This window comes from Mesorhizobium sp. M1428 (assembly GCF_040317515.1).
Taxonomy (GTDB): domain Bacteria; phylum Pseudomonadota; class Alphaproteobacteria; order Rhizobiales; family Rhizobiaceae; genus Mesorhizobium.
On record NZ_JAMYKT010000003.1, the window covers coordinates 254446 to 276333 of the forward strand.

The following is a 21888-nucleotide window of genomic DNA, read 5'->3' on the forward strand; positions in this document are numbered from 1 at the left end:
AGCTTCTGGCAAAATCTCAAAAGAATGCCATCAGGCGCCCTCCGCCATGATTTCCCGCCCGATCAGCCAGCGACGGATTTCGCTGGTGCCGGCACCGATCTCGTAGAGCTTGGCGTCGCGCAGCAGCCGGCCGGTCGGGTAATCGTTGATGTAGCCGTTGCCACCCAAAAGCTGGATGGCGTCGAGCGCCATCAGGGTCGCCTTTTCGGCGGCGAAGAGAATACAGCCGGCAGCATCCTTGCGGGCCGTCTCACCGCGATCGCAGGCGGCGGCTACGGCATAGACGTAAGCGCGCGCCGCGTTCATCGTCGCGTACATGTCGGCGAGCTTGCCTTGCACCAGCTGGAACTCGCCGATCGGCTGGCCGAACTGCTTGCGTTCATGCACATAAGGGATCGCCACGTCGAGGCACGCCGCCATCAGCCCGATCGGGCCGCCGGCCAGCACGGCGCGTTCGTAGTCGAGGCCCGACATCAGCACTTCGACGCCGCGCCCTTCCTCGTGCAGCACATTGTCGAACGGCACTTCGACATTCTCGAACACCAGCTCGCCGGTGTTCGAGCCGCGCATGCCGAGCTTGTCGAGCTTTTGCGCCACGGAAAAACCGGCAAAGGCCTTTTCGACTATGAAAGCGGTGATGCCGCGCGAATTGAGTTCCGGATCGGTCTTGGCGTAGACGACCAGCGTCTCGGCATCCGGCCCGTTGGTGATCCACATTTTGGTGCCATTGAGCAGATAGCGATCGTTGCGCTTTTCAGCGCGCAGGCGCAGCGACACCACATCGGAGCCGGCACCCGATTCCGACATCGCCAGTGCGCCGACCTTCTCGCCGTTGCAGAGCGAAGGCAGATATTTTTCCTTCTGCGCCTGCGTTGCCCAGCGGTTGATCTGGTTGACGCAGAGGTTGGAATGAGCACCGTAGGAGAGGCCGACCGAGGCAGAGGCGCGCGAAATCTCCTCCATCGCGACAACATGGGCCAGGTAGCCCATGCCGCTGCCGCCGAAATCGGGATCGGCGGTAATGCCGAGCAGGCCAAGCCCGCCGAGCTCCGCCCACAGATGTGCCGGGAATTCGTTCGAGCGGTCGATTTCGGCGGCGATCGGTGCGATCTTTTCCTGGGCAAAGCGCCGCACCAGGTCGCGCAGTGCCTCGATGTCTTCGTCAAGCCCGAAGTTGAGCGTATGCGTGTACATGCCGTTCCTCCCGGCGCACGATCCCGAAAATCGGGATCGTGCGCGAAATCAAGTTGCTAGAGCGTCCTTTGCGCGCCCGAATAGGGGCGCGGCGTCGTGGCTCGTTGACGCGCCATCGGTCTTTGCTCCAACAAGGCGCATTGTCATTGCTAGATATGTAGCGGTGACTTCGGCGATCGACAGCCGGTCGCCCGGCCGGAACCAGACGATGACGCCGGTCATCATCTGGATCAGCGCCATCGCGGTGAGCCCTGTGTCTTCGATGCTGAACAAGTCCGCTTCGACGCCGTCGCGCAGGATGGCGCGCAGCTCCTTCTCGTAGGCCGTGCGCATGCGCAGGATTTGTGTGAGTTTTTCGTGCGACAGGCTGCGCAGCTCCATGTTCGAGACATGGGTGGAGTGGCGGCGTTCGATATGGAAAGTGATGTGGTTTTCGACATAAGCGGCAAGCCGCGCTAACGGATCGGCGCCGACAGGGCGTGTTGCGCGCCACGCCTCGATCAGGCCTTCCATATGCTCGCGCATCAGGGTGAACAGAAGGTCCTGCTTGGTCGGGAAGTAGCGGTAAAGCGCCGCTGCCTGCACGCCAACCTCGGCCGCCAGCTGGCGCATCGACATCGCCTCGTAGCCGAGACGCGCAATCAGGCTGATCGCCGCCTCGCGGACCGCAGCTTCGGTCTTCTCTCCGTCGGAGCCGGTCGTACGCGCCATGACAAGCCGCCTTTTTGTAGACAATAAAACAAACGTTCAATTAATTCAAGGACGGAGGCATGTCGAGGCAGGGCGTTGGCTTCAGGTTTTCTCTATCTGCACGCTGGAGATTTTGTGCGATGGAAGCGAATGAGCATCATCATGCCTTGCTAGGCAACAATCCTGAAACCCGCGGACACGTCGCGAGCCTCGATCTCCTCGACATCTACTTTCGAAACTGCTGCCCCTGGCGGCCCCTGCCAAAGACGTTCGATCATTGTCGAGACCGCCGCATCGGTCCCTGCAATCAAGGCTGTCACCGAGCCGTCAACTTCGTTGCGCACCCACCCGGCAAGGCCAAGCGCCGACGCCTCGCGCCGCGCCCAAACCCGGTAGCTGACGCCTTGCACCTTGCCATAAATGCGTAGTTGCACCGTCCGGTCGGTCATCGCGCTCTCCATCCTCTGAATCGAGTCTGGCGCATCGCCGTGCAAATTCAACCACGCAACGTGCATCGAAGGTCTCTCTGCGGTCGCTATCCGCCAGATTTCGCACTGCGACATGGATGGCGCCTCCACCGATGATTGACTAAGTCAAATAAACGGCGATCATGGTCCTTACGGAGCGATCAGCTCGAAGGAGGTCGACATGCCGGCCGAACGGAATGCCCTTGTCGCGGAGATCCGCGGCTTCAACCGCTTCTACACGTGCCTGATCGGTCTGCTCGACCAGACCCTGACGCATAGTGCCTATACGCTGGGCGAGGCGCGGCTGCTGTTCGAACTGGGCCGCCGGTCCCATGCTGCCGCCAATAGCGGCGGTGAGGCAGGGTTTTTTGCGCGGGCATTCCACCTCGATCTCGGACCGGCGTCCTCCGAAATCGCTGCCGAGCTCCGGCTCGATCCGGCGCATGTCATACGCGTCCTGAGGGGGTTCGCCGCCGCCGGCCTGACCGAGATGCGCACTGACCCAGCCGATCGGCGCAGACGCATCCTGTCGCTGACCGCTCGCGGAAGTGCGGAGCTCGCCAGGCTTCAGGCTGCGGCGGATCGCGACCTCGCCCAGCTGACGGCCGGCCTCGCCGATGAAGCGGCTGCCGAATTATCGGACGCTTTGAAGCGCGTCATGCGCCTGCTCGGGGAGAAATAGCGGGCAGCACCGGGATTCCGGCGTTGCGCTCTTCAGTTCCCCCGTGCTGCTGCCAGTGCGCCAGGCAGTTCCTCGGCAAAGATGTCGAGCTCGTGGTCGAGGCCGACGCTGACGCGGATGCAGCGGTCGAGCACCGGCACCATCGGCTTGCGGATGAAGACGTCGCGCGACAACAGCGCCTGCAGCACTTTTAGTGCGAAAGCGCCGTCGCGGCCGCAGTCGATGGTGACGAAATTGGTCGCCGAAGCCAGCGGCTTCAGCCCGTTCGCCTCGGCTGTTCCGGCGATGCGCCGGCGCCCGGCGGCGACCCGCGGCACCACGCTCTCCAGCCAGGCCTGATCGGCAAGTGCCTCGACACCGGCGATCTGCGCCATGCGGCTGACGCCGTAGTGATTGCGGATCTTTTCGAAATCGCGAATCACCTGGGCTTCGGCCACCGCATAGCCGCAGCGTATGCCGGCCAGCCCATAGGCCTTGGAGAAGGTGCGCATGCGGATGACGTTCGGCCGCGCCACATCGATCGGCGGCAGCGCTGAGGCTGGCCCTAATTCGCCATAGGCTTCGTCGAGCACCAGCATTGTGGTCTCCGGCAAGGCTTCGATGAAGCGGCTGATCTCGGCGGCTTCCCACCAGCTGCCCATCGGATTGTCCGGATTGGACAGGTAGACCAGTGGCGCCTTTTCCCTGGCCACTGCCGCCAGCAGGCCGTCGAGGTTTTCCCGATCGTTCTCGTAGAGCACTGCGACCAGCCGGCCGCCGACGCCGGCAACATGAAAGTTGAAGGTCGGATAGGCGCCGAGCGAGGTCACCACCGCGTCGCCGGGCGCCACATACATGCGCGCAACCAAGCTGAGCAGCCCGTCTATGCCTTCGCCGATGACGACGTTTTCGGCGCCGACGTCGAGATGCCGGGCTACGGCTACCTTCAAATCGTAATTGTCGGGGTCGCAATACAACCACATGTCGCCGGCAATCTCGGCCATGCGGGCAACGACGCGCGGCGAAGGGCCAAAGCTGCTCTCATTGGCGCCGATGCGGGCGCGAAAGGCGCGGCCGCGGTCGCGCTCCTGCGCCTCAGGGCCGACAAACGGCACCGTGGAGGGAAGCGCGTCGATGAGCGGCGTAAGGGGAGGGCGCATGGCAAAGGCTCGTTCGAAAAGGGGCCTTCTTGCTAGCCTGCCGGCTTGGCCGGCGCAAGTTCCACGGCCGGCGGCAACGGTCAGGCTGGATTCTCCCGGACCATTTTGCTAGCGAGACATGATGAGCAACCGACTGCCGCCCGCTTGGTCCAAGCACATAAAGTCCCGCCCGGCCCCGAAAGCGGAACCGCCGAAGGCGAAGCCGCCGTCGCGGGCGCAGGCTGACGACATGCTGTTGCGACAGGCGCTCGAACTCCAGCAAGCCAAGCGACTCCCGGAGGCCGAGGAATTATGCCATCGCGTTCTCGCCCGCACGCCCAACCACCCGCTTTCGCTGTACATCCTCGGCACGCTGGGGCTCGGTGTTGACGATGAGTTGGCTCTCAAATATTTCGCGCGGGCGGCAAGCCAGGCGCCTGAAAATCCATATTTCCACCTCAGCCTGGGAGAGGCCGGTCTGAAGCTTGGCGACAGCTTGCTTGCGATCAGGCACCTGCAGCGGGCCTGCGAATTGAAGCCCGACCTGGTGGAAGCGCTTTGCGGACTAGCACGTGCCTACGTCAACTTCGACAAGGCCGAGATGGCTTTGCCCCTTTACGAGACGGCGCTGAAGATCAACAGCGATCATCCCATGGTCCGGATTGGTCTGGCCGGTGCACTCACCAGCGTCGGTCGCATGGACGAAGCCGGAGCGTATCTGAAGCAGGCAATCGAACGTCGCGTCGATGTTGGAGAGGCCTACAATAGTCTGGTCGACACGCGCAAGTTCACCGAAAAACCTGCCGAACTCGACTTTATCCTGAGCGAACTCTCCAATCCCAAGCTTGACCCGGATGTTGCATCGCAGCTCCATCACGCCGCAGGCAAAGTGCTGAACGATCTTCAGCGTTATGAAGAGGCGATGGATCACTTCCAGAAGGCAAAAAAGGCCGCTGGCCATGGTTTCGATCTGGAGTCCTTCCGGCGCAGCATCGATTCCATGATCGAGATATTCAGCCCGTCTCTATTGGAAGCCAAGGCTGGCCACGGCAGTCCGTCCGAAGTGCCTGTGTTTGTGCTGGGCATGCCCCGGTCGGGGACGACGCTGACCGAGCAAATCTGCGCGAGCCATCCGGATGTCCATGGCGCCGGGGAGCTTTCTAAACTACGGCGAATGGCGGGCTTGATGGGTTTCGGAACGCAGTCGGATGAGGCCTCGCGCAGTTCGATCATGTCAATGACGAGGGACCAGTCTAGGGCGCTGGCCGAAGAATACCTGTCCTATCTGCGTCAACACGGGCCTGGCGCGTTACGCATCGTCGACAAGATGCCTCATAATTTCGAGGTCATCGGCTTGATCGGAATTCTCTTTCCCAACGCGCGCATCATTCATTGCCGCCGCGATGCCATTGACAATTGCGTCTCCTGCTTCGTCTTGAGGTTCAACAAGGAGCACGGCTATAACGCCGACCTTAAGACTCTCGGGCTGTACTACCGTGAATATGATCGCCTGATGCGGCATTGGAATAAGGTCTTTCCCGGACGTATTTTTGAAAGCCGCTACGAGACGCTGGTTACGGATCAGGAGAAGCAGTCGCGCCGTCTCATCGATCATCTTGGATTGACCTGGGACGATGCCTGCTTGCGCTTTTTCGAGACGAGCGGGTCGGTCAATACCCTCAGCCGCTGGCAGGTGCGGCAGCCGGTCTATAGTTCATCCGTCAAACGCTGGAAAAATTATGAGAGCGCAATTCAGCCGCTGATTGACGCCTTGGGCGATCTGGCTGAAATTTGAACAAGTAGGATGCGCCCGATCGGTCGAGGTCGATCGTGACTTGCCGTCGAAATACATTGATCCGGTAGGCCAGCTCTTCAGATCGGCCCAAGTTTTTCTTTTGCACGAACAAGCGTGCGGAGCGAGCATTGCATTCGACCGGTCCTGCGATCGGCTGCTCAGCAGCAGCCTGCATTATGCATCGAGAGTTGACAGCTGCGTCGCGCCGATACGAAAACCCGGCGGTTGCCCGCCGGGTTCAATCTCAAATCACGCTCGGTCTGTTAGAACGAGCGCTGGAAGCGGAGCATGCCGCCGACGCTGTCCTTGTCGTCGGCGTTGGTCCAGTTGCGATCGTAGGCTTTGTCAAACTGGCCGTCGCGGGCCCAATCGACTTCGGCCGTGATCGTGAGACCGGGAACGATATCGTAGGCAATGTTCGTAGCGACGCCGTAGTTTTTGTCGTCGTCAGCCGAGGCCTGGAGATTGAACGAGGTCTTCTCGTTGATGGTGTAGGTGCCACCACCCCATACTGCCCAGTTGCCGCCCCACTGCTTGTAGAAGTTGCGGTCGATGTTGTCGTCCGAACCGTAACCGGCCATGAGGAACAGTGTCAGGTTCTGTATCGGCGTAACGTCGACGCGAACCTTGCCGGCCCACTCTTCCCAGGTGCTGTCATAGGCGGCGACACCGGTGATCGAGCCCCAGCCCTGCGTGTATTTGATACCGCCGACAACATACGGGACATAGCTGTCGATGGAATCATTGCCGCTGTTGCTGTCTTGGAAAATGCCAGGATCAGCGGCGGCACTGCCCGAACCGGTTTCCAACGATGCCACGGCCGAGAAGCCGTTGCCGGCATCGAAGTAGTACTGCACGACATTGGTGTCGAAGCCACCATAGGGGACCAGCGTATCCTGGATGACGTTGCCGGCGTAGCCGCTGAACGTATTGAAGGCCGATTCGTCCTTACCTACGCGCAGACCACCGAGCTGGACCCAGGCAAAGTTCAGCGAAACGCTCGTACCGCCATTGAAGTTGTCATCAAGGTAATCGTTGTGGTTACCCCAGTTGAAGCGGGTCTCGGTGTAGGTCTTTAAGGTGCCGAGTTCGGTTTCCTGGCCGGTCCAGGTCTTCAGCGTGAAGCGGGCATGCTTGTAGTAGGTATCCTGCGAGTCGCCGTCCTGCTGATCGGTGGTCTTTGCGCCGTCGAATGAGCCGACGTCGCCGATGCCGATGTCATAGCGGACATAGCCACCGATGCGCAGGCAGGTTTCGGTGCCGGGGATGTAGAAGTAGCCAGCGCCGTAGACGTCGCAGATCTTGACGTATTCAGCGGGTTCCGGCTCGGCGACGACGACGGCGTCGGCGGCGCGCGCACCGGAAACTGCGATCAGTGCCGCAGCGGAGCCGAGAAGAAGGCTCTTGATGTTCATTTTCTGACCTCCAGTCAGAATCGAACGAAAGAGCGGAATTGGCACCGTGTGTTTCTGTCGTAAGTAGCTGAGATTGCGTAATTATTTGGGAAAACCGCTGATTATTGCACGATCACGTGAGGAGCGGCAGATGGTCACCAAAGGCGTTTGCTGGCAAAAGCATGCCCGGAACCGGATTTGAGATAACGCTCGAATGAGGTCGCCTTGGCTTGGTTCGAGAAGGCGATGCAGGTCACGATCCGCCATGGCAGGAATTTGGAGGTATGGCTGAATTTTCCGGCGTTATGCTCGGCGGTCCGTCGCTTCAGGTCCGAGGTCACACCGATATAGCGCTCGCCTTCCGCAGTCTTGCTTTCCAGCAGATATACATACCACACGAACCGGCCCTCCCTCGCCAACGCATTGGAGTGCATCCTCCTTCGCAAGGACGAATAGGCCAACCCCGATTTTGCAAGCGTTCCAAGAGGTTGCGGCCCTCCTTCGCTACGGCTTCGGAGGGCATCCTGCTTCGCGCGGAGAGGGGATTCGTTGGACTTGTCCTGCGAAGCGCGCAGCGCGAAGCAGGATGGCCTGCCACCCGAAGCCCGCGGGTGTAGGGTGGCGGAGAGGATGGGATTCGAACCCACGAGAAGCTTTTGACCTCTACTCCCTTAGCAGGGGAGCGCCTTCGACCACTCGGCCACCTCTCCGTTGCGCCGGTGGATAAAGAAAAGCGCCGGCACAATCAACAAGCTGGCGCTATTATCCTTGAAAAATCGACCCTTCGCCAAAGCGCCGCCCGGCGATGTGGCGATTCTGCGGCAATTCCCGTGTTCGCGACTCGGGTCATGGTCACATTTCGGGCCGACCGTCGCCGGAATCCGCCGTTTGCAACGGCTTGCGAAGGGCTGTTGGTTAACGGGAGCTTTCGGAGTGAGGCCAAATCGTGTCATTTGTGCAACAACGCTGGGGGATAGCGCCAACACAAACCTTTTGCCGGTACGATCGTGGTTGAACGCGGCCGTCTCATGGGTAATGTCGGGTTTGAAGGAGCGGCGCGGTGCGCATCTTTTTCGGTAGTGGGGATGGGGCAGGGAACGCTGTCCTTCAGCAAAGAATACCCAGACCCGTTTTTTAACTTTTGACTGGAGGTCAGAAAATGAACATCAAGAGCCTTCTTCTCGGCTCCGCTGCGGCACTGATCGCAGTTTCCGGTGCGCGCGCCGCCGACGCTGTCGTCGTCGCCGAGCCGGAACCCGCTGAATACGTCAAGATTTGCGACGTCTACGGCGCTGGCTACTACTACATCCCCGGCACCGAAATCTGCCTGCGCATCGGCGGCTACGTCCGCTATGACATCGGCGTTGGCCAGGCTGGCTCGTTCGACGGCGCCAGGTACCAGGACCTTAAGGATGCCATCAATGGTGAAGACAACGTCAACGACGGCTACTACAAGCAGGCTCGCTTCACGCTGAGGACCTGGACCGGCCAGGAAACCGAGATGGGCACCTTGAAGACCTACACCGAGACCCGCTTCAACTGGGGAACGGGTCACTATGACGACACCGCCTTTTCCGACTTTGGTAGCAGAGGCGTTTCGCTGAACTTCGCCTGGATCCAGCTTGGTGGTCTCCGCGTCGGTAAGGACGAAACAGCCTTCAACACGTTCACCGGCTACGCCGGCAACGTTATCCAGGATACGATCGTTCCCTACGGCGGCTTCGACACCAATGTCGTCCAGTATTACTTCGATGCCGGCAACGGCTTCTCGGCGGTGGCTTCGTTGGAAACGGGTGAAGGCTTTGTCGTTGCTGATGTTGGACCTCCAGTTGCCTTCAATTTCGGTCACGACTCGATCGACAGCTATGTTCCGTATGTAGTTGGCGGCGTGAAGTACACGCAGGGCTGGGGATCCATCAGCGGTGTTGTTGCCTATGACAGCAGCCTGGAAGAATGGGCCGGCAAGGTTCGCCTTGACGTGACGCCGATGCAGAACCTGTCGCTGTTCTTGATGGCCGGCTACGGCACTGACGACAACGCTCCGCGCAATTACTACAAGCAGTGGGGCGGTAACTGGGCAGTCTGGGGCGGTGGTACTTACACCATCAACGAGAAGACCTCGTTCAACGTTCAGGCGTCGTATGACGAAGCCAAGGAAGCTGGCGTCGCGGCCAATATCGCCTACGACATCGTTCCCGGCTTCACGATCACGGCCGAAGTGGACTATGCTCACAACAGCCATAAGGTCTCAAGCTTCGACGGCATCGGTCCCTATGAATACAACTGGACCGGCATCCCGGGCGACAAGAAGAACGCCGTCGGCGGTATCCTCCGCTTCCAGCGCTCGTTCTAAGGGCTGGACTTAAAGCAAGTGAATCCAGCCCGGGCGCCTTAACGCCCGGGCTGTTTTTGTTTTCGCGACTGGTAGCAAACAGAAGGAAAAGGGGGTTCGGTAGCTGAACAGGGTTGTGGAACGATGTCGTTGGGATCCGCCACCGGTGGATGAAATCGGCCGCAACGCTTAAAACTCTTGAAAGGGCACCGCCAAGCAGGTAGGTCTAGGCCTATCCACTCGGGGGTGTGGCGAATAATGACGAACGATGCGATTCAAGAGGGAGGAACCTCTGATCATTTTTCGATGTTTTCTTCTCAAACTGCAAAAATAAAATACAGTTACAACAAGATACGAGAAGTAAAGTCGCACAGGATCGGAGAACTTTTTTCAGCATACCGGGACATACTTTGGGATGACGGGCGGCATAAATACAATGTCAGCTCTTTCATCGGCGAGATAGACGAGATCCTCCTAGGGGAGCGTTTCAGCGCCTTTGACCAAAGCACCCTTGACAATCTTATCGGCACCTTGCGCCAGCGCGGCAACAGCAACGCAACCATCAACCGGAAGATGGCTGCCCTCAGCAAACTGCTGCGCAAGGCTTACAAGATGGGGGATATCCACAGCCTGCCCGAGTTCCGCCGCCAGAAGGAGCGGGCGGGAAGGATTCGTTTCCTCGAAAGAGACGAGGAGGCCCGGCTGTTCGCCGCCATCAAGAGCCGCAGCGAGGACGCTTATCGGCTTTCCGTCTTCTCGTTGACACCGGTTGCCGCCTCGGCGAAGCGCTGGGCTTGATCTGGAACGATATCCAGGAGCACCGCGTCAGTTTCTGGATCACCAAGTCCGGCCGCAGCCGCACCATCCCGATGACCGAGCGGGTAAAAGAGGTGATCAAGCTGCCGGCCACCGAGGGCCGCCGGCCCAAAGGCCCGTTCACCAAGCTCAGCCAAGCGCAGTTTCGCGCCATCTGGAACGATGCCAAGGCCGAAGTCGGGCTTGGCGCCGACGATCAGGTCGTGCCGCATATATTGCGCCATACTTGTGCCTCGCGTCTCGTCCAGGGCGGCATCGACATCAGGCGCGTGCAGATGTGGCTCGGCCATCAGACGCTGTCGATGACCATGCGCTACGCGCATCTGGCCACCAACGATCTCGATGGCTGCGTTACTGTGCTGGAGACGCCGCGGTCCAGTGGCGCGGACAGTGGCGCGGCAAGCGCTTTGTCTGCTCCACCTCCGGCAAGGCGAGGGCCAAAAGGCGAGCCGGCCGCAAGCAAGGCCCCAAAGCCAGCGAAGAGAAGCGCCAAATCCTGACGGATCTGACGTGAGGTATCAGCCAGCCGCTCAGGGTTGCGCTGCCCTCATTGCCCTACCGGGCCTTTCTTCCCGTGAAGCGACGGGGAGAAAGGCGTCCTTGCGAAAGATTTCGCTAATCCCCAGCGTTGCGATCATCCCCCTTCTCCCCGTCGGTATACGGGGAGAAGGTGCCGGCACGCGGATGAGGGGCACCGTCGACATTTAAAAGTATTCACAGAAAATGTAAGCGGAACTGTCGATCGCTGCCATAATGCTTTGATCAGCAAAACGAGCGCCAAAACTACTTCATCCCGCCGAGAGTTACTTCCAGCCGCCCCGTCCGCTCGGCCCGGTCAAGAAAACCAGCGATCCTGCCCGGCAGGATCCCGGACTCCAAAAACGGTGCATGCCCCTGGCCGTCGGCAGTGATCGTCTCGATATCGGTATGGCGCGTCCGCATCTGCTCGAGCGTTTCGGCGGACAGCAGCTTCGAGTTGGCGCCGCGTATGACGAGCATCGGGATGGCCGCCAGCGCGTCGAACTGCGGCCAAAGATCGGGTAGCGGCCGGCTGGGATCGAGGCCAGCCAGGGTATCGACCAGTTTCGGATCGAAATCGGGCAGAAATTCCTCCTCGGCCTCGCGGTAGAGGGCTGACGCCATCCGCTCCCAATCCGCATCGGTCAGCACCGAAAAATCCGAGCCATGGGTGCTGCGCAGATCGCGGACCACCTCTGCGTATGTCTTCGGCCTAGGCATGGGGTCGAGATAGGAGCGGATATGGGCGAGACCTTGCGACTCGATCACCGGGCCGATGTCGTTGAAGACGATGGCCTTCAGCACGGCCGGCCGCATCGCCCCGAGCACATGGATGATCAGTCCGCCGCGCGAGGTGCCGATGAAGGCAGCCGCCTCGATGCCAAGTGCTGCCAGCCCGGCGAGAATATCGCCCGCTTCGATGCCGATATTGTAATGGCCGATATCGGCATCGTAGGCGGACTGACCGCGCCCGCGATAGTCGAAAGCAACAACCTTACGCCTCGCCTGCGTCGACAGATAAAGCGCCAAATCGTGAAAATCACGGCAATTGCGGGTCAGACCGGGAAGGCAAACGATTGGCCAACCGCCGGAATTCGCTTCGCCGTAGATGCGGGCGTGCAGGGACAGCCCGTCCGGCGCGGCGTAGAAGAAATCGGAGAAGCCTTGCTCGATTGCCATAAGGACCGCTTCCTCACAGTTGCCGGATCGTTCCCGACTGCTACAGGCGAGGGCAGGGGCGGTCAAATCGAAGCGTCGGCGCTGAGAATCTTCGAGATGTCGGCGGGACAGCGGGGGGCGCGAAGGATCGCAACCTGACTTGGCTTGAAGCCCGGTCGTCACCCTCGGCCATTCACCAGGTCCCCGACGATGTCGTACTTGCCGGAGATACGCATCTTGTAGACCTCGTAATTCTCCATCACGCGCTGAACGTAACTTCTTGTTTCCGTATAGGGAATCCGCTCGATCCAGTCGACAACGGCGTCGACGTCCTTGCCGCGCGGGTCGCCGTATTTCGCGACCCACTGGGCAGCGCGGGCGGGGCCGGCATTGTAGCCGGCGAAGGTCAGCACGTAGGAGCCGTCGAAACGGCCGAGCTGCTCGCCGAGAAAGGCGGCCCCCAGCGTTGCATTGTAGCCGGCATCGGTGGTCAGCCGGGCTTGAGAAAATGTCATGCCGGCCTTCTTCGCCAATTGCTTGGCGGTGCCTGGCATCAGCTGCAGCAGTCCGCGCGCGCCGGCGCTGGAGACGGCGCCGATGTTGAACTCGCTTTCCTGGCGGGCAATCGCATAGGCCAGCGCCTTGCCCGAGCCGGAGACGTTGGCTGTGTCGGGAATGACGCCGAGCGGATGCGACAGCGCGCCGACGTCGATGCCGCGGGCGCCGGCGATCTTGCCGACCTTCAGCGCCATGAAATGGTTGCCTTGTCTTTCCGCGAGCGCCGCAAGCAGCGCCAGTTCGCCGGGGCTGTTCAGCTGCCCGGCAAGGTCTCGGTAGAGTGTTTCGGCATAGCGGTCATAGCCGGCCTGCTGCAGCCGCTCGATGGCGCCGACCGCCTCGCGGGCGGCAAAATTCTGGCGGTCGGCGGCACTTGGTTGGGGGTAGACGATGTTGAGGGTCTGCCGGCCGACACGCTCGCCGGCAAGCTGGCCGTAAAAGGTCGTGCCGTAGCTGGCGGCACGGCTGAAATAATCCTTGGCACTGCCGGGACCGCCGACCTCGGCGGCGCGACCGAGCCAGTAATAGGCGCGCGACAGCGACATCGGTCCTTGGGCGAACTCCGCGATTCGCGCAAAATGCTTGGCGGCGGTGCTCGGGTCGTTGAGGCCGCGCAGCGCGTACCAGCCTGCATGGAATTCCGCCTCGGCAGCATTGGCGGGACTTTCGGCAGCATGCGCGGCGACTATTCTGTAGGCGGTCTTGATGTCGCCCTGGTCGACCAGCTCGCGCGACAGCACCCGGCGTTCGACCCACCAGGCGTCCGGATCGACCAGAGCGTCACGGTCGCCCGGCGCTTTCAGCACCAGCGCGGCGGCGTCGGAAAATTTCTGTTGCTTGCGCAGATATTCGGCTTCGGCAAAGAGAAAGCCGGCCGCCCGCTGCGCTGCCGGCACCGCCTTCAGCAGCTTGGCCGCGTTCTTGTCGCCTTTGGTGACTGCCGCCCAGGCAGCCGCTAATTGCTGGGCGCCGGCGAGATCGGCGACGCGCAGCGCCGAAGCGACCCGGTCGGCATAGAACATGCGCTCCATGCGGAAGCGATGGTCGGCGGTCGGGATCAGCGCGCCGAACTCGCGGATGACCGCCGCCTCGTCCCTGGCTTCGAGCTTTTCGGTGCGCCAGAATGGCGACAGCACCGAGCGCGCCGCCTTGGTATCGCCCTGCGCTACATAGGAGCGGGCTAGGATCACCACGCCCTCGAAGGTCAGCGGCTGGCTGCCGTCGAACGCCCGCACCACGACTTGTGGCGTGGGGTTCTCGCGATAGAGCGCGCGCTCGCTGTTCTTGCGCAAGGCGATCGTGCCCGGCCAGTTCGGCAGCATCTTCGCGGCATCCGCGACGTCGCCGCTCGGCACCTGGTCGCCGCCATAGAGCGCAATCGCCCAGGCAAGGATGTGCCGGTCGAGCGATTTTGCCGGCAGCGCCTCGCGCAGCTGGCGCGCGCGCTGAATGTCGTTTGCCGCCAGCGCATCGAGACCGCTCTTCAGCGCCGCGACGCTGGCGGATGGCGACGGGAACTGCTGCAGTGCATTGTTCTGCGGCTCCGTCATCGGGATCGCCGACGTGACCTGCCCATCGACGCTGCCGCCGGTCGCCGCGCCGGGGATCAGCACAACGATCGCGCCGAGAAGCGCGAAAAGATGAGGCCGCCTGGTCGGCATGGATTTGGTTATTTCCTATTCTTCGATGCTACAACTGGCACAGATGAACTGCAGCCTATTCGTATGTGATGAAGGGCCCGTAAAGAAAACCTTATCGAGGTCGTTCGAATTGCAATTGCTGGCGCAATGCTTGCCGCGCAACAATGTCGAGACTATGGTGCGCCGCTTCGCTTTCGGCTAGAAGGCGCGCACGACAAACACCTACAGCGCCGCGCGTCTTCTCAGACGTGCAAAGGACGCTGTAGCAATTTAAATTGGCGCATGATCCTTTCCGAAGTCGACTGCGATTTTCGGGGTCATGCGCTAGTCCCAAGGAGTTGGACGACATGCTAAGAGGCTCGCTGACCGCGCTCGTCACACCGTTCGAAAAGAGCGGCCGTTTCGACGAGAAAGCCTTTCGCGCGTTCATCGCCTGGCAGATCGCCGAAGGCACAACGGGCGTGGTCCCGGTCGGCACCACCGGCGAGTCGCCGACGCTGTCGCATGACGAGCACCGCCAAGTCGTCAAGGTTTGCATCGAGGTCGCCAAGGGCCGGGTTCCGGTCGTCGCCGGCGCCGGCTCCAACAACACCGAAGAGGCGGTCGGCCTAGTCCAGTATGCCGAGAAGGCGGGCGCCGACGCGGCCCTTGTCGTCACGCCCTATTACAACAGACCGACACAGCGCGGCCTCTATGCGCATTTCGCCGCCGTCGCCAAGGCAACCAGCCTGCCGATCATCATCTACAACATTCCGCCGCGCTCGGCGGTCGACATGAGCCCCGAGACGATGGGCCAGTTGGTGCACGACTTCAAGAACATCGTCGGCGTCAAGGATGCCACCGGCAAGGTCGAGCGGGTTTCGGAGCAGCGCGCCACCTGCGGCAAGGATTTCATCCAGCTCTCCGGCGAAGACGCCTCGGCGCTCGGCTTCAACGCGCATGGCGGCGTCGGCTGTATTTCGGTGACGGCAAATGTCGCACCCAGGCTTTGCGCTGAATTCCAGGAGGCGACGCTTTCCGGCGACAGCGCCAAGGCGCTCGACCTGCAGGACCGTCTGTTGCCGCTGCACAAAGCGATTTTCATGGAGCCCGGCGTTTCCGGCGCGAAATATGCGCTGTCGAAGCTGGGCAAGGTCGAGAACGTGCTGCGCTCGCCGCTAATGACGGTCGAGCCGTCGACCGCCGAGAAGATCGACGCGGCGATGAAGCACGCCGGCTTGATAAACTAGGGATGAGGCGCCACCTCTCCGCATCATGAATCAAGTCAGAAAAGCCGATCCCAACAACAAGACCGTTGCGGAAAACCGCAAGGCGCGGTTTTCCTATGAGGTGCTCGACACGATCGAGGCCGGCCTGGTGCTGACCGGTACGGAAGTGAAATCGCTGCGCCAGGGCCAGGCCAATATCCAGGACAGCTACGCCTCGGTCGAGGGCGGCGAGATCTGGCTGATCAACTCCTATTTGCCGGAGTATCTGCAGGCCAACCGCTTCAACCATGAGCCGCGCCGCCGCCGCAAACTGCTGCTCAACAAGCGTGAGATGGCCAAACTGGCGCAAAGCGTCGACCGCGAAGGCATGACGCTGGTGCCGCTGAAGATCTACTTCAACGACCAAGGCCGTGCCAAGCTGCTGCTCGCCGTTGGCCGCGGCAAGAAGCTGCACGACAAGCGCGAGACCGAAAAGCAGCGCGATTGGTCGCGTGAGAAGGGCCGGCTGCTGAAGGAGCGAGGGTGAGGAGCGGTCCGCGAGGCGGAGCCAATGATTTGGCCTTTCGAACGACGAACGTCCGGAGCCATAGCGGCAGGCAGGGCGGACCAAAGGGGATAGGTCTCGTTTGAAAAACCGGATCGTCGTATGGGGCGCGGCCGGTCTGCTCCTGGCGGGCCTCGTTCTGGCCGGCGGCTATACCTACTTCCAGACGTTTTCTCCGGACCGCGGCAAATATCCGGTCAGGGGCATCGACGTCTCCCATCATCAGCGGCAGATCGACTGGCGGCGTGTTGCCGCCGACGATGTCGCCTTCGCCGTGATCAAGGCGACGGAAGGCGGCGATCATGTCGACGATGCCTTCGCCGCCAATTTGCGCGCGGCCCGCGCCGCCGGTCTTGCCGTCGGTGCCTATCATTTCTTCACCTTCTGCAGACCGGGTGCGGATCAGGCACGCAATTTCATCTCGGTGGTGCCGCGCGATCAGCCTTTGCTGCCGCCGGTGGTAGACATCGAGTTCGGCGGCAATTGCCCCCAGCGGCCAACCCCCGAACAACTGAGCGCCGAACTCTCCGCCTTCCTCGGCCCGGTCGAGGCGGCGTTCGGCAAGAGGGCGATCCTCTACGTGACCGACGAGGCGGCGCAAGCCTATGCCGGGCAGCTAGCCGGCCGCCCGCGCTGGCTGCGTTCGCTGGTGCTGCGGCCGGGCCATGACGACTGGATTTACTGGCAGTACCACAACCGGGGCCGCGTCGACGGCATCAGCGGCGACGTCGACCTGAATGTTCTCCAAGGCGGGCCGGCGACGCTGGCCGCGTTGTTTGCCGCAGCGCCTGAAGCGATGTCGACGGATTGACGCTATTCCTGTCGACGGGAGCACCCTCGGTGGCGCGAAGACGGAACGACGGAGCCTTCGCAAGTGTAGCTATTCATATCGCGGGCGGCGCCGTGCTAAATGCATTTGATGCCGGAGCGCCCCTCATCAACCAATGACAGCAACGCCACGCCTGCTGCGACGGACGGCGGCGACCCCGCCTGGCATTTGTCTATGCGGAGGCGGTGCGTGGCCTCCAGCACCAGCAGGGCGTGGTTGAAAGTCTTAATACGCGTGCCGGCAATCTGATCTTCGCAACCGTGTTCGCGAGTTCTCTCCTTGGAGGCAGGGCGCTCCAGGATGGCGTAGGGCCTTGGGACTGGCTGGCGCTGACATTGCTTCTTCTTATCGGACTGCTGGTCGCGATTATGGTGTGGCCATATTATAACTATACGTTCCGTTTCGATCCCGAGAAGCTGCTCCAGGATTTCGTCGATCAGCACCCTCCCGCAACCATGGATGGGATGCACCGAGCGCTTGCGCTGCGCATCAAATCCGACATGGCCAGCAATTGGCGGATCATCCAACGCCTGCGCGTCGCGCTGCAGCTTGCACTGTTTCTGTGGTTGCTGGATCTCCTGGCCTGGTTGTCCGCGATCGCCCGAATCTAGGGCTTGCCGGCGGGCCTCGTCCGACTCTATGTCTTCAGAAAAGCTTCTATCTGACTGAAGATGTTGACGAACATCGCTTCCGTCAACACGCCGGTATTGGTGTTGTAGCGCGAGCAATGATAGCTGGAAAACAGCGTGATGCCATTGGCCTGCTGCTGCCCGCCATGCTGGAACGGAAAGGCGGCGACGCGCTGGCCGAGCGCCCGCACGGTCGACTGGTGCGCGATCGAGCCCAGCGCCAGCACAGCGCGCAGGTTTGGAAATCGCGCGATCGTCGGCACCAGGAACGTCCGGCAAGTCGCTATCTCGGCGCCAACCGGCTTGTTCTCCGGCGGCACGCAGCGCACCGCATTGGTAATCGCCGTACCGACAAGCTCCAGCCCGTCATCAGGTCGCGCCTTGAATTCGCCGCGCGCAAAGCCGTGCGCGATCAATGTGTCGTAGAGCAGGTCGCCGGCAAAATCGCCGGTGAAGGGGCGCCCCGTCCGGTTCGCGCCGCGCAGGCCAGGCGCCAGCCCGACGATCAGCAGACGCACCGCATCCTCGCCTTCCGGCGGCAAAAAGGTCGGCACCGGGGCGTTGAACCAGGACGGCTCGCGCCGCCGCCACTCGGCGATGAAGTCGTGCAGCCGCGGGCAGAGCGGGCAATCGCGATCGGGTTCGGGCGAGACGACCAGGGGCGCGGTCAAGGCAACGACCGTCAATAGTCTTCCTCGTCGACTTCGGCTGGCTCGGGCCGGCGCATCGGCCGCTCCGACGGATCGCGGCCGACTTCATTCTTGAGCGTCATCAAGTCGATGAAATGGTCGGCCTGGCGGCGCAGATCGTCGGAGATCATCGGCGGCTGCGAGGCCATGGTCGAGACGATCGACACCTTGCGCCCGCGCCGCTGCAGCGCCTCGACCAGCGTGCGGAAATCGCCGTCGCCCGAAAAGATGACATAATGGTCGACGACGTCGGCAAGCTCCAGCGCATCGACGGTCAGCTCGATATCCATATTGCCCTTGATCTTGCGCCGGCCGGTCGAGTCGGTGAATTCCTTGGCCGGTTTGGTCACCACTTTGAAGCCGTTATAGTCGAGCCAGTCGATCAGCGGCCGTATCGAGGAGTATTCCTGATCCTCGACCAGCGCGGTGTAGTAATAAGCGCGCAGCAGATAGCCGCGTTTCTGGAAGCTCGCCAGAAGTTTGCGGTAGTCGATGTCGAAGCCCAGCGCGCGCGAGGTGGCGTAGAGATTGGCACCGTCGATAAAGAGAGCGATTTTTTCACGAGGATCGAACATGGAAAAATGTCCTTTTTCGAAATAAGCGGTCGTCTAAATGCGTGGCGACTATCGGCCGGTCTGATAATAGACCTGTTGGCCTTCATCGTTCGAGATAACGCCAGTTTTACGGCAATCCAAGGCACCATGCCGCACCGCAAGCAATTGTGATCGGCGCTGTGTCGTCGCAGGCGGCCCGCATCAGAGCTGCGCACCGCCATAGAAGCTTGTATTTTGGCGGCGTTCGGGTTATGGACCGCGCCTGTTTTCCATCAAATCCAGGCATGAAAGGGGCAACTCATGGCCCGCGTAACCGTTGAAGATTGCATCGACAAGGTCGACAACCGCTTCGAGCTGGTGCTCCTGGCCGGCCACCGCGCCCGTCAGATCAGCCAGGGCGCGCAGATCACCGTACCGCGCGACAACGACAAGAATCCGGTCGTTGCGCTCCGCGAAATCGCCGAAGAGACGCTGTCGCCGGACGACCTCAAGGAAGATCTCATCCATTCGCTGCAGAAGCATGTCGAGGTCGATGAGCCGGAAGCCGATGGCGAGGCGATTGCCGACCAGACCGGCAGCGCCGTTGTGGCCACCGATGCCGACGACGCCGAGGACAACGTCACCTTCGATCGCATGACCGAAGAAGACCTGTTGGCCGGCATCGAGGGCCTGGTGCCACCGGAAAAAAGCGACGATTATTGATCTTAGCGACAGCTGCCGACACTTTCGCGTCGGCAGTTTCGTGGCTATCTATGACATGCGCCGTACGCCAGTGCGGCGCATGATTCATTTCAGCATTGCGAGATCCCGCCCATGATGCGGCAGTATGAGCTTGTCGAGCGCGTGCAGCGCTACAAGCCTGACGTCAACGAGGCGCTGCTCAACAAGGCGTATGTCTACGCCATGCAGAAGCATGGCCACCAGAAGCGTGCCTCCGGCGATCCCTATTTCTCGCATCCGCTCGAAGTCGCCGCCATCCTCACCGAAATGCACATGGACGAGGCGACGATTGCTGTTGCCTTGCTGCACGACACGATCGAGGACACCACGGCGACCAGGGCCGAGATCGACGAATTGTTCGGCCCGGAAATGGGCAAGCTGGTCGAGGGCCTGACCAAGCTGAAGAAGCTCGACCTCGTCTCGAAGAAGGCCGAGCAGGCGGAGAACCTGCGCAAGCTATTGCTGGCGATCTCGGAAGACGTGCGCGTGCTTCTGGTCAAGCTCGCCGACCGCCTGCACAATATGCGCACCCTCGACCATGTGCCGGAAGCCAAGCGCCTGCGCATTGCCGAAGAGACGATGGACATCTACGCGCCGCTGGCCGGCCGCATGGGCATGCAAGGCATGCGCGAGGAGTTGGAAGAGATCGCCTTCCGCTTCATCAATCCGGAAGCCTACCGCGCCGTCACCGCACGGCTCGCCGAAATCTTCGAGCGCAACAAGGGCGTGCTGTCCGAGATCGAGAAGGCGCTCTCCACGCTGTTCGACAAATATTCGATCAAGGCCGAGGTCAAGAGCCGGCAGAAGAAGCCGTGGTCGGTATTCCGCAAGATGGAGGCCAAGGCGCTGTCGTTCGAGCAGCTGTCCGACATTTTCGGCTTCCGCGTCGTTGTCGAGACGGTCGAGGACTGCTACCGCGCGCTCGGCGCCATCCACACCACCTGGTCGATGGTGCCCGGCCGCTTCAAAGACTACATCTCGACGCCGAAGCAGAACGACTACCGCTCGATCCACACCACCATCGTCGGCCCGTCGCGCCAGCGCGTCGAATTGCAAATCCGCACCCACCAGATGAACAAGATCGCCGAATACGGCGTCGCCGCTCATTCGATCTATAAGGATAGCGGCGGCAAGATGAACGGCGCCGCCCATGCGATCTCGAAGGAGACCAATGCCTATGCGTGGCTGCGCCGCACCATCGAGCAGCTTGCCGAAGGCGACAATCCCGAGGACTTCCTCGAAAACACCAAGCTGGAACTGTTCCAGGACCAGGTATTCTGCTTCACGCCGAAGGGCATGCTGATCGCGCTGCCGCGCGGCGCCACGCCGATCGACTTTGCCTATGCCGTCCACACCGATGTCGGCGACACTTGCGTCGGCGCCAAGGTCAATGGCCGCATCATGCCGCTGATGACGGAGCTGAAGAACGGCGACGAGGTCGAGATCATCCGCTCGAAGGCGCAGGTCCCGCCGGCGGCGTGGGAATCGGTGGTCGTTACCGGCAAGGCACGTTCGGCCATCCGCCGCGCGACCAAGAACGCTATTCGCAAGCAATATTCGGGTCTCGGTATCCGCATTCTGGAGCGCGCCTTCGAACGGTCCGGCAAGACCTTCACCAAGGAAAGCCTGAAGCCTGTGCTGCACCGGCTGGCGCGCAAGGACATCGAGGATGTGCTGGCCGCGGTCGGCCGAGGCGAACTTGCCTCCACCGATGTCATGAAGGCGGTGTTTCCCGACTACAAGGACGAGCGTGTCACGCTGGTCGCGCCCAAGCAGCGCGAGGAGGGCTGGTCGAAGATCCGCAACGCCGCCGGCATGCTGTTCCAGATTCCGGGCCGCGCCGCCCGCAAGGACAAAAACCAGCCGCGCGACGATGCGGTGCCGATCCGCGGCGTGCGCGGCGATCTGCCGGTGCGCTTCGCGCCGGAAGGGGCGGTGCCAGGCGACCGCATTGTCGGCATCGTGCAGCCGGGAACCGGTATCACCATCTATCCGATCCAGTCGCCGGCGCTGCAGGCCTTTGATGACCAGCCCGAGCGCTGGATCGACGTGCGCTGGGATATTGACGAGCGCACCAAGGAGCGGTTCCCGGCGCGCGTCTCGGTCACCGCCATCAACGCACCGGGTTCGCTCGCCGACATTGCGCAAGTCGTCGCATCCAACGATGCCAACATCCACACCTTGTCGATGGTGCGCACCGCGCCCGATTTCACCGAAATGCTGATCGATCTCGAAGTGTGGGACCTCAAGCACTTGAACCGGCTGCTGTCGCAGCTAAAGGACAATTCGAGCGTCAGCGACGCGCGACGCGTGAATGGGTGAATAGTGAAAGAGAGTGCTCTCCCTACCATT

General features: G+C 61.5%; 19 protein-coding genes, 1 tRNA gene and 1 pseudogene. 10 read left to right on the forward strand and 11 right to left on the reverse strand.

The annotated features are described in order from the left end of the window. Positions 1-30: 30 nt before the first annotated feature. The 3 genes from NKG60_RS06385 to NKG60_RS06395 form a co-directional block, all read right to left on the reverse strand. Entirely contained in the window at positions 31-1194 is a 1164-nt protein-coding gene (locus tag NKG60_RS06385; protein WP_352974492.1) for an isovaleryl-CoA dehydrogenase, read from the reverse strand. Between the two features lie 48 nt (positions 1195-1242). Then, positions 1243-1905 (reverse strand): TetR/AcrR family transcriptional regulator, encoded by a 663-nt coding sequence (locus NKG60_RS06390; RefSeq protein WP_352974494.1) that lies wholly within the window; start codon positions 1903-1905, stop codon positions 1243-1245. 149 nt (positions 1906-2054) lie between these two features. Then, a complete protein-coding gene (locus NKG60_RS06395) occupies positions 2055-2333 on the reverse strand; it encodes an acylphosphatase (protein WP_352974496.1) in 279 nt (92 codons plus the stop codon). A gap of 199 nt (positions 2334-2532) precedes the next feature. Between NKG60_RS06395 and NKG60_RS06400 the strand changes: the two genes are divergently transcribed. Continuing rightward, on the forward strand, positions 2533-3033 hold the full coding sequence (locus tag NKG60_RS06400) for a MarR family winged helix-turn-helix transcriptional regulator (protein WP_352974499.1): 501 nt from the start codon (positions 2533-2535) through the stop codon (positions 3031-3033). A gap of 32 nt (positions 3034-3065) precedes the next feature. Here the strand turns inward: NKG60_RS06400 and NKG60_RS06405 are convergent, their stop codons facing one another. Next, positions 3066-4172: a pyridoxal phosphate-dependent aminotransferase gene (locus NKG60_RS06405; protein ID WP_352974501.1), complete on the reverse strand. Its 1107-nt coding sequence runs from the start codon at positions 4170-4172 to the stop codon at positions 3066-3068. A 121-nt stretch (positions 4173-4293) separates the two neighbouring features. Here NKG60_RS06405 and NKG60_RS06410 point away from each other — a divergent pair, with 121 nt between their 5' ends. Next, on the forward strand, positions 4294-5946 hold the full coding sequence (locus tag NKG60_RS06410; protein ID WP_352974504.1) for a tetratricopeptide repeat-containing sulfotransferase family protein: 1653 nt from the start codon (positions 4294-4296) through the stop codon (positions 5944-5946). Positions 5947-6209: 263 nt separating this feature from the next. On the opposite strand, the gene NKG60_RS06415 is transcribed toward NKG60_RS06410, so the two are convergent. The 3 genes from NKG60_RS06415 to NKG60_RS06425 all read right to left on the reverse strand — a co-directional run bounded on the left by NKG60_RS06415 (position 6210) and on the right by NKG60_RS06425 (position 8050). After that, entirely contained in the window at positions 6210-7361 is a 1152-nt protein-coding gene (locus NKG60_RS06415) for a porin (RefSeq protein ID WP_352974506.1), read from the reverse strand. A gap of 134 nt (positions 7362-7495) precedes the next feature. Further along, positions 7496-7774 (reverse strand): GIY-YIG nuclease family protein, encoded by a 279-nt coding sequence (locus NKG60_RS06420; RefSeq protein ID WP_502912297.1) that lies wholly within the window; start codon positions 7772-7774, stop codon positions 7496-7498. Positions 7775-7959: 185 nt separating this feature from the next. After that, a tRNA-Ser gene (locus tag NKG60_RS06425) sits at positions 7960-8050 on the reverse strand. 449 nt (positions 8051-8499) lie between these two features. On the opposite strand from NKG60_RS06425, the gene NKG60_RS06430 reads away from it, so the two are divergent. Together NKG60_RS06430 and NKG60_RS06435 are read left to right on the forward strand one after the other, a co-directional pair. Beyond that, positions 8500-9693, forward strand: coding sequence for a porin (locus NKG60_RS06430; protein WP_352974509.1), 1194 nt, complete (start codon positions 8500-8502; stop codon positions 9691-9693). 237 nt (positions 9694-9930) lie between these two features. Continuing rightward, positions 9931-10988, forward strand: a pseudogene (locus NKG60_RS06435) (tyrosine-type recombinase/integrase). 283 nt (positions 10989-11271) lie between these two features. Here the strand turns inward: NKG60_RS06435 and NKG60_RS06440 are convergent. Both NKG60_RS06440 and NKG60_RS06445 read right to left on the reverse strand, forming a co-directional pair. After that, positions 11272-12186, reverse strand: coding sequence for an alpha/beta fold hydrolase (locus NKG60_RS06440; RefSeq protein WP_352974512.1), 915 nt, complete (start codon positions 12184-12186; stop codon positions 11272-11274). Positions 12187-12344: 158 nt separating this feature from the next. Then, positions 12345-14384, reverse strand: coding sequence for a lytic transglycosylase domain-containing protein (locus NKG60_RS06445; protein ID WP_352974514.1), 2040 nt, complete (start codon positions 14382-14384; stop codon positions 12345-12347). A gap of 326 nt (positions 14385-14710) precedes the next feature. Here NKG60_RS06445 and dapA point away from each other — a divergent pair, with 326 nt between their 5' ends. The 4 genes from dapA to NKG60_RS06465 all read left to right on the forward strand — a co-directional run bounded on the left by dapA (position 14711) and on the right by NKG60_RS06465 (position 17555). After that, positions 14711-15592, forward strand: coding sequence for a 4-hydroxy-tetrahydrodipicolinate synthase (gene dapA / locus NKG60_RS06450; protein ID WP_352974516.1), 882 nt, complete (start codon positions 14711-14713; stop codon positions 15590-15592). Between the two features lie 25 nt (positions 15593-15617). Further along, positions 15618-16097, forward strand: coding sequence for an SsrA-binding protein SmpB (gene smpB, locus NKG60_RS06455; protein ID WP_023768487.1), 480 nt, complete (start codon positions 15618-15620; stop codon positions 16095-16097). 100 nt (positions 16098-16197) lie between these two features. Beyond that, the gene (locus NKG60_RS06460; protein ID WP_352974518.1) at positions 16198-16926 is read left to right on the forward strand and encodes a GH25 family lysozyme; all 729 of its coding nucleotides are present in this window, start codon (positions 16198-16200) and stop codon (positions 16924-16926) included. A gap of 203 nt (positions 16927-17129) precedes the next feature. Further along, complete coding sequence (locus NKG60_RS06465; protein WP_352974520.1) at positions 17130-17555, forward strand: hypothetical protein; 426 nt, start codon at positions 17130-17132, stop codon at positions 17553-17555. A 26-nt stretch (positions 17556-17581) separates the two neighbouring features. On the opposite strand, the gene NKG60_RS06470 is transcribed toward NKG60_RS06465, so the two are convergent. Further along, a complete protein-coding gene (locus tag NKG60_RS06470; RefSeq protein ID WP_352974522.1) occupies positions 17582-18259 on the reverse strand; it encodes a uracil-DNA glycosylase in 678 nt (225 codons plus the stop codon). Then, positions 18256-18837: a LabA-like NYN domain-containing protein gene (locus NKG60_RS06475; RefSeq protein WP_352974524.1), complete on the reverse strand. Its 582-nt coding sequence runs from the start codon at positions 18835-18837 to the stop codon at positions 18256-18258. The genes NKG60_RS06470 and NKG60_RS06475 overlap by 4 nt, the downstream gene beginning before the upstream one ends. Before the next feature lie 279 nt (positions 18838-19116). On the opposite strand from NKG60_RS06475, the gene rpoZ reads away from it, so the two are divergent. Together rpoZ and NKG60_RS06485 are read left to right on the forward strand one after the other, a co-directional pair. Beyond that, positions 19117-19518, forward strand: a complete 402-nt coding sequence (rpoZ, locus tag NKG60_RS06480; RefSeq protein ID WP_352667364.1) for a DNA-directed RNA polymerase subunit omega — start codon at positions 19117-19119, stop codon at positions 19516-19518. Between the two features lie 111 nt (positions 19519-19629). Then, positions 19630-21858 carry a RelA/SpoT family protein gene (locus NKG60_RS06485; protein WP_352974526.1) on the forward strand — a complete coding sequence of 743 codons (2229 nt, stop codon included), beginning with the start codon at positions 19630-19632 and terminating at the stop codon, positions 21856-21858. Positions 21859-21888 lie beyond the last annotated feature (30 nt).